Annotated in this window: 11 protein-coding genes; all 11 read right to left on the reverse strand. The window is 54.5% G+C overall.

Annotated elements, in window-relative coordinates; genetic code table 11:
* Window positions 1-129: 129 nt before the first annotated feature.
* On the reverse strand, window positions 130-1,308 hold the full coding sequence (locus tag FBR45_RS17820) for a helix-turn-helix transcriptional regulator (protein ID WP_138504718.1): 1,179 nt from the start codon (window positions 1,306-1,308) through the stop codon (window positions 130-132).
* A gap of 90 nt (window positions 1,309-1,398) precedes the next feature.
* The gene (sppA, locus tag FBR45_RS17825; RefSeq protein WP_138504719.1) at window positions 1,399-3,165 is read right to left on the reverse strand and encodes a signal peptide peptidase SppA; all 1,767 of its coding nucleotides are present in this window, start codon (window positions 3,163-3,165) and stop codon (window positions 1,399-1,401) included.
* Between the two features lie 198 nt (window positions 3,166-3,363).
* Complete coding sequence (locus FBR45_RS17830) at window positions 3,364-4,011, reverse strand: inorganic pyrophosphatase (protein WP_170315650.1); 648 nt, start codon at window positions 4,009-4,011, stop codon at window positions 3,364-3,366.
* Between the two features lie 223 nt (window positions 4,012-4,234).
* A complete protein-coding gene (locus tag FBR45_RS17835) occupies window positions 4,235-5,215 on the reverse strand; it encodes a glycosyltransferase family 2 protein (RefSeq protein WP_138504720.1) in 981 nt (326 codons plus the stop codon).
* A gap of 52 nt (window positions 5,216-5,267) precedes the next feature.
* The gene (locus tag FBR45_RS17840) at window positions 5,268-5,972 is read right to left on the reverse strand and encodes a tRNA1(Val) (adenine(37)-N6)-methyltransferase (protein ID WP_138504721.1); all 705 of its coding nucleotides are present in this window, start codon (window positions 5,970-5,972) and stop codon (window positions 5,268-5,270) included.
* Window positions 5,972-6,610, reverse strand: a complete 639-nt coding sequence (locus FBR45_RS17845; protein ID WP_138504722.1) for a ribonuclease H1 domain-containing protein — start codon at window positions 6,608-6,610, stop codon at window positions 5,972-5,974. Before FBR45_RS17845 ends, FBR45_RS17840 begins: the two co-directional genes overlap by 1 nt.
* Before the next feature lie 266 nt (window positions 6,611-6,876).
* Window positions 6,877-7,845, reverse strand: a complete 969-nt coding sequence (locus FBR45_RS17850) for an MBL fold metallo-hydrolase (RefSeq protein ID WP_138504723.1) — start codon at window positions 7,843-7,845, stop codon at window positions 6,877-6,879.
* Window positions 7,846-7,945: 100 nt separating this feature from the next.
* A complete protein-coding gene (locus tag FBR45_RS17855) occupies window positions 7,946-9,169 on the reverse strand; it encodes a helix-turn-helix domain-containing protein (RefSeq protein ID WP_138504724.1) in 1,224 nt (407 codons plus the stop codon).
* Window positions 9,170-9,207: 38 nt separating this feature from the next.
* Window positions 9,208-9,861, reverse strand: a complete 654-nt coding sequence (locus FBR45_RS17860; protein ID WP_138504727.1) for a hypothetical protein — start codon at window positions 9,859-9,861, stop codon at window positions 9,208-9,210.
* Between the two features lie 13 nt (window positions 9,862-9,874).
* A complete protein-coding gene (locus FBR45_RS17865; protein ID WP_138504729.1) occupies window positions 9,875-10,219 on the reverse strand; it encodes a hypothetical protein in 345 nt (114 codons plus the stop codon).
* A 112-nt stretch (window positions 10,220-10,331) separates the two neighbouring features.
* The gene (locus tag FBR45_RS17870) at window positions 10,332-12,761 is read right to left on the reverse strand and encodes a TonB-dependent receptor domain-containing protein (RefSeq protein ID WP_138504731.1); all 2,430 of its coding nucleotides are present in this window, start codon (window positions 12,759-12,761) and stop codon (window positions 10,332-10,334) included.
* Window positions 12,762-13,021: the final 260 nt, after the last annotated feature.

A 13,021-nucleotide genomic window follows, 5' to 3' on the forward strand; every position in this document is an offset into this window, starting at 1 on the left:
GCCGGGGAAGTTGGTTGCACGAGAGTTGGCGTTTGGTTGACAGCCCAAAAGTGGCTCCAACGGCTCCAAACGCACTATGTCCCGGTAATGATGAAGTTCGCGCCGATCGGGACGAACAAACCCGGCGCTTTATTCTACCTGCTCGCCGAGCACTTTGGCGCGATACTGGGCCGGCGTCTGATTCGTCAGCCGCTTAAAGGCCGTATGAAAGGCGGAAGTGGAATTATAGCCCACCCGCTCGGCAACCTCATCAATTTTAAGGTGCGCCAGCGCTGGGTTACTCAGCAGTTGCCGTGCTTCGGTTGTTCGATAGGTAGCCAGCCAGTCGAAGAACGTCAGTCCCAGCCGGTCGTTCAGGAGCTGAGACAGGTGATGGGGACTGGTATCCAGCTGCTCGGCCAGCCTGGACAGCGACAGCCCGCTGTTCAAATACGGCTTATCGGTTTCGAGTAAGCGAGTCAGCCGGTTTAGTACGGCATCCTCGACTTCTTCTGACAGGGCCGACTTTTCGTACTTTTTTTTCAGTTCGACAGGAGGATCCGATCTGGCAGGTAGTTCGCGAAAAAAGCTGGACCCGCGCATCACCAGAAAGCTAATGCTGTAGATCGCAGCCGCCATGTAGGTAGCCAGCAGATAATCACCCACATCATGGTAGAATTGGGGCTTCACGAGCACGATCAGCAAGGGTACTAGTGCAACCAGCCAGCTCAGGAAACGGAGCGAGTTCAACTGGGGCGCTGCCCAGACGGCGGGGCGCTGCCGGCGTACCGATCGGATGATCATGAGCGACAAAAACGCGTAGACCAGACAGCTCACCAACGTCATTTCGTTGATCCAAGCCCGCATTCCCGTAAAGTCTTCATCCCAATACGGCTGAGCCGGTATATACGGCAGCTCCGGATGCAGCGAGTTCACGTACGAATTGTATTTGAACTCAACAGGCTGATAAAACCAGGTTGCCGAATTGAGCAGCCAGATGCCAAACGGCAGCAGATGCCAGCCCCAGCGCCGGGGCAGTCGTTGATGAAGCCGACTAAATACGTAAAAGAAAAACAGCGGACCCAGCACGAAATTCAACGGCTCGGCAAAATCGACCGCCCACAAAAGCTGAAACGTATAGTTGGTATAGTTCAGAAATATTTCGCCACTCACGCCCGACAGGGCCAGGGTAAACCAGCCCAGACAACGGTTCGCTACCTGTTTGGCCCGCTCACCCGTCAGAAAGAAAACTCCCAGAAATAAGCCCTGCGCAACACCCAGCAGGATGATCAGCGCAAACAGGTCGAGATGTACCGGCAGAGTCTGCATAGTTGTTTCGGGCAGCGGGCTGTTACACAAAAAGACCTAAACGATTCCAGTCTATCGTTTAGGTCTAACTACTGCAAACCAACTTAATTTTTATCGAATCTCCAGCTCAAAGGGCAGGCGCATTTGTATGCCTTCCATAGTTTTCAGCTTCTGAAGGTATTTTACGTAAGGAGCCAGTTCACCGAGCTGGGCGCTGATACGGGCTTCTTCGTCATTGCTAAACGAAAACATAAGCTGCTCGAAGAAATCTTTCTTACGGGGCTGGTACTTGAGCCGGTAATCGCCTTCCTTGAGCTTGGCCGATCGGGCCGCCAGCTTGATAGCGTCGTCGAGGCCGCCGAGCTGATCGACCAGGCCGATCGCTTTACCCTGGGTGCCGGTCCAGACGCGCCCGCCCGCAATGGCCCGCAGACTGTCGACGGTTAACTTACGTCCCCGGGCAGCCTTCGACGTAAAGTCATTGTAAATCCGTTCGGTGCTGCGCTGCAGAGCCTGCTTCTGGAAGGGGGTCATTTCGTGGGTAAGCGCCGGGAAGTCAGCATTCTCGTTGGTTTTTACCCGGTCATACGTCACGCCAAGCTTGTCTTTGAAAAACGATTCGGTATTGAACAGCAGCGAGAATACGCCAATCGATCCCGTAATGGTGTTCGGCTGGGCAACGATCTGGTTGCACCCCATCAGCATGTAATAGCCTCCCGAAGCGGCATAATCAGACATTGACCCGATAACCGGTTTGGTGCGCTTGGCCAGTTCAACCTCGCGGTACATGACATCAGACGCCAGCGCGCTACCGCCACCCGAGTTAACCCGCAGCACGATGGCTTTTACTTTGTCATCGAGCCGGGCTTTACGCAGTTCTTCCACAATAGTTTCTGAACCGATGCTATTCTGGTTGCTTTTGCCCGAGTTGATATCGCCCGAGGCAATAATGACCGCAATCCGGTTTTTGCTGGAGCCTTCGTCCGAGTCGGCAGCTTCAGCATCTTCGTACTTGCTGAGGCTGACATAATCGATTTTTTTCTTGTCTTCGATCTTAAGCTGTTTTTTAATCAGGCTTTCGAGTTCGTCCTGATACCCAACGTTGGTAATCAGTTTCGTACGCAGCGCGTCGCCCGGCTCGCGGATGGTCAGCTGATCAGCGTAACGCTTGAGCGAGTCAACTCGCAGGCCACGGCTGCCGGCAATATTGACCAGCATGTGATCATTGACCGAATTCAGGAACGACGTAACCTGCAGCTTGTTCGGCTCACTCATGTTCTCACGGGTGAACGGCTCGATGGCGCTCTTGAATTCGCCCACGCGGAAAATTTCGGGTTTCAGACCCAGTTTGTCCAGCGTGCCTTTGAAGAAAGACAGTTCGGCATTGAGACCGTTCCATTCCAGTTCGCCCGCCGGATTGAGGTAAATTTTGTCCGCTACGGAGGCTAGGTAATAGCCCTTTTCGCTCATCGTCTCGGCATAGGCGTATACGAACTTCTTCGATTTCTTGAAATCAATCAGGGCGTTGCGCACTTCCTCAAGCGAAGCCCAGCCTGCCTGCGGATTCTCGCTTTGCAGATAGATGCCTTCAATGTTGTCATCGTTCTTTGCCTTGGCCAGTGCTTCTTTCAGCTCAATGAGTCCAATGGCATCGCTGGTGCCGCCTGCTCCGAACCCGCTGAAGGGATTCTCGACACTGCGTTCTTCAATGGGTTTATCCAGGTTTAATTTCAGGACTGTATTCTCCTTTACACTGACTTTTTTATCGGTCGAAGACGACAGTGCAGTTCCGATGCCGACCAGCAGAATAAATCCGATGAACGAAAACAGAAGCAGGCCGACTATCGTGGCGAGCACATATTTAAAAAACTGGAGCATGAATCAGTTTACGAATTGGGTTATACTTACCTATAGAACAAAAATACTGACACATTCGGCGACTAAACCCGAAAAAATGTCAAGTGCGACAATTATCGGATAAATGGTTGAGCCGGGCTTTAAACAAAAAAAGGAACCAAAGGGATTTGATCCCCCGGCTCCTCTGGATTTAAAATCGACGTGTGCTGCTGCTTATGCTTACGAAGGCATCTCGGCATAGTCGTCCATAGACGTCTGGATGACCTCCAGCGCTTCGTCGCGGCCGTAAATGTTGGCCAGTTCCATGACGGCAGGCTCGCCCGGCAGGTTCTTATAGGTCAGGAAGTAGTGACGAAGGCGTTTCACCACGGCTTCGGGCAGTTCGCTCAGGTCTTTGTACTGACCGTACATCGCATCGCCTTTCAGAACAGCAATGATTTTATCATCAGCTTCTCCTTTGTCGATCAGCCGGAACCCCCCAATCGGAATAGCCTGCAACAGAATATCACCGTGGGTGATTTCGCGCTCGGTCAATACGCAGATGTCCAGCGGGTCACCATCGCCTTCGCTGATGATATGGCCCGACCGCTCCGAAGCCAGTTTGGCGATCCGCTCTCCGCAGAACGTTCTGGGAACGAACCCGTACAGCGCCGGAATGATGTTGGAATACTGCTGCGGCCGGTCAATTTTCAGATAGCCTGACTCTTTATCGATCTCATACTTCACGGTATCGGTGGGTACTATCTCAATGAAGGCCGTAATGACGTGGGGGGCATTTTCGCCCGGCGAGATGCCATGCCAGGGGTGTGCTTTGGAAGGGGTTTTTGCCATCGGATCAAGTTGTGTCGGCTCTAGAAAAGCTTGCATACAATTTCGAGAAAAAATAAGAATAAATCGAGTTCATCAATTGGCCCAAACAAACATTCCGCCCGCTATTGGTGGCAAAGCCTGACCAGCAGCGGGCGGAATGATGTCTATGGGAGCAAAAATACGTCTAAAAACCTAATTGTCGTGATTTTCTGTGCAAACGGGCCTGAAATACAGCAAAGAGTCAGGGCGGAACTGCGGGGTGTAAACGTCTTGTTTTTGACTACCCATCAAACCCAACCCGTTCGGCAACGAGCAGTTCACCGCTTTTATTCAGGCCCTGCCTCACCAGCATCTCCCCCAGAAACCCAGCCAGAAAGAGCTGAACCCCAAGTATGATGGCAACCAGACCAAAATAGAAAAGCGGGTTGTCCGTAGCATTACGGAACTTGACGCCCTGCGCTATGTTGATCAGCTTTTCGGCTATGATCCAGACGGCCAGCACACTACCAATGAAAAACGACAAGGTTCCCAGCGTGCCGAAGAAGTGCATAGGCCGTTTGCTGAACCGGTGTACAAACCCGATGACCAGCACGTCGAGGAAGCCGTTGACGAACCGCTCGAGTCCAAATTTGGTCGTACCGTATTTGCGCGCCCGGTGCTGAACCACTTTCTCGCCTATCTTCGAAAATCCGTTCCAGTTGGCCACGATGGGCAGGTTCCGGTGCATGTCGCCGTACAGGGCGGGTGCAATGGTTTTGACAACCTTCTGTCGATAGGCTTTCAGGCCACAGTTAAAATCGTGCAGCTGAACCCCCGAGATCCAGCGCGAGACGGCGTTGAAGAGTTTGGTGGGCAGCGTTTTAGTAAGGGGGTCGTACCGCTTCTGTTTCCAGCCCGATACCAGATCGTACCGATCCTCAACAATCATTCGATAGAGTTCCGGTATTTCATCAGGGCTATCCTGCAAATCGGCATCCATGGTTATGACGACCCGGCCCCGAGCGGCCTGAAAGCCCGTCTGGAGGGCCATCGTTTTGCCGTAATTTCGGTTGAACCGAATGCCACGTACGGCCGGATTCTGCGCCGAAAGTCGCTCAATCACCGCCCACGACTCATCGGTGCTTCCATCATCGACAAACAGAATTTCATACGAGTAAGTGTGTTCGTTGACGACCCGAACAATCCAGTCGTGCAGTTCGGGCAGCGACTCTTCTTCATTATAGAGTGGAATCAGAACGGTCAGTTGAAGCAATTCAGTCATGGAGGTATCTAAACGCCAGGCGCGCAGCGACGGTGCAAAGGTCGCAGAGTTTTCAGAATATCAGATAAAAATCGCGGAGCAACGTCCGGAACGCGGGGGTGTAGGTCAGGTTGTCCGGATCATATATCGTTAACAACTCCTCGTCAGGGTTCGTTGCACCAAACGAGAAACCGCTGATCAGCCGAAAAACGGGTTTGTCGGCCCGATGCCGGAGCTGAAGCTGCCGGAAAACTCCCAGCCCTGCTTCCTGCGCTATGGCACGGATCAAACTCATCTCATACGGAGGCAGCAGCACCCACCACTGCCCGGCCGGCTTTAGTAGTCGGGCAACAGCCGTCACCAGCTCCTGGAAGGGCAGGTCGTCGGTATGCAGGGCCCGGTTCACAGCCGTATCGGGCGATCGTAGGTGATTGGTGTAAAAGGGCGGATTGGTCAGTATACGGTCATACGGTCCCGACGATGGTGAAAAATGCTGGATGCGGTCATGCCATACACGAACCCGGTCAGCAAAGGGACTGGCTTTGATGTTATCGCTAGCCTGACCGAAGGCATTATTGTCGATTTCTACCGCATCGACCCTGGCGGCCGGATTACGCTGGGCGGCCATGAGGGCCAGCAGGCCGGTGCCGGTGCCTATATCCAGCACCCGGGTGTTTGCCGTGCCGACATCCGCGTAAGCGCCCAGCACGCAGGCATCGGTGCAGACTTTCATAGCCGCCCGCTCCTGATGGATAGTGAACTGCTTAAAGGCGAACATTATTTTCGGCCGAAATCCGCCGGGTTTTCTCCCCAGACGGTTGTTTCCCACTTTAATACCGGATTGGCGTACCGATGGGTCTGCAGCCAGGTCTCGGCCCGGTCGATCAGATCGAATAGTTCGGCGTTACGCGTCGTTTCTTCCAGCTTGGTATTGGCTTTTTTCTTGTTCACCCAGCCGATGGCCGTTCTGGAATCAGAATAAACCGGTATGTTGCTGCCTTTCTGGTGCAACAGCGCGAGAGCATGTACAATGGCCAGAAACTCACCAATATTGTTGGTTCCATCAGGGTAAGGGCCTTTCAAAAACAGCTTCTGGCGCGTAGCCAGGTAGATGCCCTGATATTCCATATCGCCGGTGGCCGTGTTCCAGGCGGCATCGACAACCAGGCTGTCCTGAATAGGCAACCCCACGAGCCCATCCAGTTTTCCCTGTTTTCCAACGGGTTTAGGGCCTTGCCCTATATGTTTGTGAGGTTTATCACCAAAGGCCTTAAGAGCAGCAGCTTTGCTGTCGAACGATTTGAATAACGGTTTGGCGAATCCGTCTGTCTGCACTTTGGCCTCGTCCCAGCTGTCATATACACCGGGTTTCCGGCCCTGCCAGACTACATAAAATTTAGGTTTCTTCTGGGACATTTCTGCGTATGCTAATCCGCAAAACTAAACATTCTATCCCGGATCCTAGGCCTTACCCCGCCAGGCCTGCCCATCGAAATCCCGGCTGAAATTGATTTCGCAGGCCTTCAGGCCGGGGGAACGAGAAATACAAACAACCCCGGCCTAAGGGCCGGGGCTAGTCATGTACTTGGCTCAATGTAAAACCCTGGTGTGTTCCACCAATGGTTAGCCCCGGCCTAAAGGCCGGGGGACGAGAAATCGGCCCGAAGGCCGGGCAATTAATATCAATCGTCGGATGAATCGCTCGGCCACAAGGCGATCAGGAGAATACCGGCCAGCATACCCCAGCCGATGGCTTTGGCCACGGTATAGGACGTTGGCGCGGGCATATCACGGATGCCCTCTTCATCAGTCACCGCGGCCTGGCGTACATACCGGCCTTCCGATGGGATCGACAACTCGTCGAAACTATGAGACAGACGGCTAAGGCCCAGCTCCAGATCGAGGCCACTCACAGCAACGCCATGTCCCGTACCCACCGCCCGTGGATTCAGCGCCACCAGTTTCTGCACCGACTGCCGGGCCGCTTCCCAGTCGCAGGTGAAATAGGCTGGCGGGCCATGAATTTCCTTTTTCTGTTGCGCCACCGCAACAGCCGAGTTCTGATTGGTAGTCACGAAAGCGTCGCCCACGATGAGCGTGCGATCACTGTCGCGGAAGAGCGAGATATGACCGGGCGCGTGGCCGGGTGTATGAATGACCCGCCAGCCGGGTAGCTCCGGAATCAGGCCATTGTCGGGAATAGCGCTAACCCGATCACCAAAATTATCGGGACCGATCGGAAAAATAAATGAACTGTAGGACATAAAGCCCCCACCAATGGCCGGATCGGGTGGTGGATAGCTCGACCTCCCCGTCAGATAGGGCAGTTCAAGTTTGTGCGCGTACACCGGCACCTTCCACATCTTCAGCAAACTTTTTAGCGAACCCGTATGATCGAAGTGCCCGTGCGTAAGCACGATCGCTTCTGGCTGGGTGCCAGCACCGAATAAGCGCTCGGCTTTCTTTTTAATTTGGCCCGTATAACCCGGCAAACCAGCGTCGACAAGTACCCAGGGGTTGCCCTGACCCGGCTCACCAATAAAATAGACATTGACCATGAGCGCCTTGAGCCCCGCTACGTCGTGCGTTACGTCGTAAGGCGACCCTGCAGTGGTTCCGACTGGTCCGTCGAGTTCAACTTGAGATTCCATGCGCGTTGAGTTTGATACCTTAAATCAACCTACCAATTTAGTAGATTGTTTTCCAATCATCGTCAACGGCCATATCGGCGCAGGCCAGCCCCGGGGCTGGCTAGGCTGCCTTTTTCAGTTCGTTTAGAAACTCGCCCGGTGAGGTGCCCGTAAACTTCCGGAACGCCCGGTTAAAGGTGGCTTTCGAGTTAAATCCGCAGTTGAGAGCGAGTCCGAGAAAGCTTAGGTGCATAGTTGCCGGGTCATGAACCTGCCGCTTAAACTCGTCAACGCGGTATTCGTTGATAAAATCATTGAAGTTTTTCCCCGTCCCCGTGTTAATTACCTGCGAGAGTAAGACGGGGTTCGTATGCAGCCGACGAGCCAGATCAGCCAGCGACAGGTCGGGGTCGAGGTAGGGCTTCTCGGTCGCCATATAGTTCAGCAGGTTGGTCAGGCGCTCAGACAAGTCGGGGGGCAGTAACGGTGCCGTTCGGGCCTCTGTCGTGTCAGGCGCTTCCGAAGCGGGTGTCGATACCACCATCGGCATGGTATCGGCGGCTACCAGAACCGCATCGGGGGCTTGTACCGGTACGGGTTCGTTCCGAAACGTGAGCCGGCGAGCCACCTGCACCTGGGCGTAACCTTCTATGCTCACGTAGTAGATCAGCGCGACACCAGCCAGCTCATCCCACCAGTCCTGCCAGAAATTCAGATTGAACGCCAGGCTTATCAGGGTCATGATCAGACCAAACAGCGACGTGACGGCCATTGCGATCATGAAGTTACGGAACCACCGGAAACTGATCGTATCGATTTCAGAAAACTGATTCCTGATCCAGGACTGGTACTGCCGGTACAGTTGCAGCGCCCAGTAGAGATATAGAATGTCGATGCCAATACCAATGACAAACTCTGCCGTTTCCACGTAATACGGGTAATGCACTGTCTTCTGCCATTCGCTCACGAACGCGGGGCCCATGGCAAATACGCTGACATGATAGACGACGAAGAGCAGAAAGGGAACGGCATGCCAGATATCCCGGCGGCTAAACCGAAACTCGGCATTTGTCTGACTCTTCAGATAAAAATAACACAAGACGGGAAACAGATAGCCCAGTGTACGGGGAAAAAACTCCAGCTCACGCCATAGCACCTCAATGCCGCCGAAGCCGAGCATATATTCCCAGATGTTGAGGCTGCATCCGATCAGTACCCAGCCCAGCAGAATATCGGACAGGCGCTCCTCGCGTCGGCCCCGTATCCACAGCAGGATAGCGTACACCCAGCCCTGGACAAACCCAAACAGCAAGGGGGTTGAGTAAGCGTTAAAATCGAACTGCATCGGAGAAATAAATAATGACTGGTTATCGGCAGGCTTAATTACTCAAAAATGTCGAATGTTCGGCCACTATCGGTCGATCTCACGATCAAAAAAGGCGTTTCCTTGTCAATTCGGCGACCACTCATCACGGTGTCGACCTGGCGATCGTCGGCTATGTAGACGCGGGTGCCAGCGGGCAGTTCCAGCCGAGCCGACCCATACGGAGCCAGTTGAACAATACGGGTGCCATTACCCGATTCGTCGGGTCGGTACGTAATGATAGCCACGCGACTGAACATTAGCCGATTGTTTCGAAGCCGGACGCTCATCAGCCGGTCCGATTCGGTGCGCCGGGAGCGATCAGACAGCCGGGGCCGATGGTCGGAGAGTGGGGCGTCGGTAGTCAGGGTCCGGCCAGCGTCGGCAGCAGTGACGGTCAGAATCTGCCCGTTGGTCGTTTCGCCGTCGGCGCTGAAATACAGCTTTGCACCAATAGGCCAGTTACAAGGTATGGATTCACGCCGGTTCATAGTGAACCCGTAGGCAATGCCCGGCCCTTCGACCCGAAACATGCGGTGATAGCCCAGTGTGTTTTTAAGGACAAACGAAACCCGTTCGACCGATTCGGTTGCCGGGGGGAGTGCCGACGGCTGTTGAGCAGAAAGGGGTTGATTAGCGAGGCAACAGGCCATAATCAGCAGCAGCGTTTTCATGGTTTTTAGAGGATTAACGTTTTTGAATCAGGTTGATCGTCTTGCCAGCATCGTCGGGCTGGACCACCAGCAGCGGTTTACCCGGAACGACTTGCCCCTGCATGGTGGCGTTGATTTCGGTCTGGGTGACCAGCGCCAGGGAGGTCCCTACCTTCAGCCGGACGGTATACGACTGGCCGGGCAGCAGGTAAGCAGTGAATACATTGGGGTATTCACTGGCCGGGTGCCTTTCCAGAAATCTGAACTCCCGAGGCACCAGGCCATTGTTTTTAAGCATGAACGTCACTGTAGATACCGGCTGAGACCGGGTTATACCGCCCAACAGGCTTAGCATAACGAACAGGGCAATTGTCTTCATGGGATTAACTTTTTAACGTTTGACATGATGCAATTGGCGGGGATAGAATTGGGGCCAGTGTGTAAGACGCGAGGGCCGGGTCGCCGGGCGGTGAGACGCGAGGGTCGCGTCTCTACAGGTTGCCCTTCGTTTTGATGCGGCTGGCATCGGTGCCGGTTTCGCGCTCACGGGCCGATTTGATGTCGTTACTCCCGAAACGGTAGGCGAACCGGAGACTTACCCGCCGACTTTCCCACTTCCTGTCGATCACAAACTGCTGGGGACTGGCCGGGTCGAGGCTGAAATTGGCCGATTGTTTCCAGCGCATGGTGTTCAGCACGTCGTCGACGCTAAGGGTGAGCTTACCCCGGCCTGCCCAGACTTTTTTCTGAACGCTTAGGTTAATTGCTCCGAGTCCTCCAATCCGGTATACCGTCTGCGTGGTGGGTGCGCTCCAGAAACCTGACACCTGGGTTGACCAGACCGGCGATAGCGTGAATGCGTGCTGCATGTAGCCATCAAAGGCAAAGGCGCGCTGGTCAAACGGTTCGCTGACCGACAGGTTGCCCCGAAAGCGATTCCAGGTAGCCCCGGCATAGACGTACCCATTCCACCACTTGGTTATGGGTAGCGGGGTACTAAACGAGACGTTCAGCGCATCTGTCCGGCCCACGTTGGCAACGGTCTGATAACCCGTGATGCCCTCCTGGCGAATCACATCCGTCGCGAAATCGTTAGTCTGGCTGTAAGCGATTTTTACCGTCGTCGCCCACTTATACGTGTAACTCAGTTCGGCATTATGCGTGTAGGACGGACGGAGGTATGGATTACCGCGCTGGCTGGTATAGGGGTCCAGCTGGTAGATAAACGGATTCAGATCCTGGTAGTTGGGTCGACCAATCCGTCGGCCGTAATTGACCGAAAAGAGGCTTTTCTCCGTCGCCTGGTACTGCACAAAAGCCGTCGGAAACAGATTCAGGTAGGTGGTATCGGGTCGCTCCAGGCTGCCCGACGAGCGTAAATCCGTAGACCGCCCCCGCACCGTGGCGTGTTCAGCGCGCAGACCCGTCTGTACCGCCCATTTCTTGCCGAACGACCGGTTCAGCGATGTGTACACCGCGCTGACGATCTCGCGATAAGTAAAGCGATTCGTGCGGTTGATATCAGGCGTATTCTCCGGTCCCGAGAAGACCAACAGTTCGTTATCCGTGGCTACGTCGGTATGTTTGACGCCGGTTTCCAGTTTCAGGCGCTGGGCTTTCCATTCTTTTTCCAGATCTGCTTTCAGCGTAACAATCGTAATACCGGTACTGGCATCGAACCGGTTTTGCCGACGAAACAGCGGCTCCCGATTGGCGTTCACATAATCGCTGATGATGGTACTGGGCGATACGTTACTGAAGCGGGTCAGGTCGGCGTCCAGATTGACGACCAGGCCCAGCGTGTCGGTATAGCGGTAATTGAAGGCACCATTGACCCGGCTAAACCGGCTCGGGTTGTTGACCTGGTTGGCCACGCTGGAATCCGGGCGGCTCTGGTTGCTAAGTATATCGGTTGTCGTGTAGGTACCGAACCGGTTCGATGCCGTATTGCCCGAAATAATCAGCCCCAGGGTATGACGACTACCGATAAAGTAATCGGCACCGGTTTTATAGACAAGCGCCCGGGTTCCGTCCGAGTCGTACCCACGCTGCCGAAACTGGAGCCCCCCCGCCGTCCGATCCAGTCGAACATTCGTGATCTGAAAGTTGTCGGTCCCCGAGAGGTTTCCGAACAGGTTCAGCCGTTTGGTCCGGTAGTTCAGATCGACGGCTGCGTTGGCCCGGTGGTGGTCGCTTTGCCCGTAGCCACCCGACGCATTCCCATTCAGTCCCAGGCTTTTGTCGCGCCGAAATTTGATATTGATGATACCGGCCCCACCCTGCGCATCGTACCGCGCCGACGGATTGGTGATCAACTCAATTTTTTCGATGGTCGACGCGGGCGTTGACTTGAGCAGGTTAGCCAGATCTGTGGCCGATAGGTTCGTTGGTTTTCCATCAATGAAGACGGTAGCCCCCTGCTTACCCGCCATTCTGACGTTGTCGTTCGGATCGATCACAACCCCGGGGGCCTGTTGCAGTAACTCATAAGCCGTTTTCCCCTGAGCCGTAGCGTCAGCCGCTACGTTGAGTACCGTTTTGTCGGTCTGCTGTTCGATATACGGTTTCTGAGCACGCACCGTCACGGTTGTCAGGGTCTGGCTGAGCGGCCGAAACGTAAGCGTGTCTACCGCTGTCGGCTGTCCGGTCTGCACCTGTATGATCCGGCTCGTTACGGTGTTCATACCAACCAGCGACGCCTGAATACGGTAGCTGCCGTCGGCTACGTTTTTAAACACGTACAGTCCCTGTTCGTCGGCCACCGTGCCCCCGGCAAAGCTGGAATCGGCAGTGCGCATGAGTTTCAGGGCGGCAAAGGAAGCCGGCTGGGCATTCGAATCCCGAATGACACCCGTTAAAGTTTGGGCAACGGCCGGTACGGATAGAACGGCCAGAACGATGAGATAGAGATAGCGTGCCATGAGCTTGGGGCTCAGCGGTTGGGGGGTCGACGTTGACCGACATACTGCGCTGAACGATGGCTCAAAGGTGGCTGGCGACAGGCTCCGTATCGACTCAGGAATAATTTGAGACGCGTCAGGTTATAATTTGAGACGCGTCAGGCGGGTTTATGAACCCGTAGTCCGTAGTTCGGCAACAGTTTTTGCGGTAGCGGCACTACTATTAACAAACGGGGCAAGCTATCCCGGCAGTTGTTTATTCCTACCCGATAGCTTGCCCT

The organism is Spirosoma lacussanchae, assembly GCF_005870035.1.
Lineage (GTDB): Bacteria > Bacteroidota > Bacteroidia > Cytophagales > Spirosomataceae > Spirosoma > Spirosoma lacussanchae.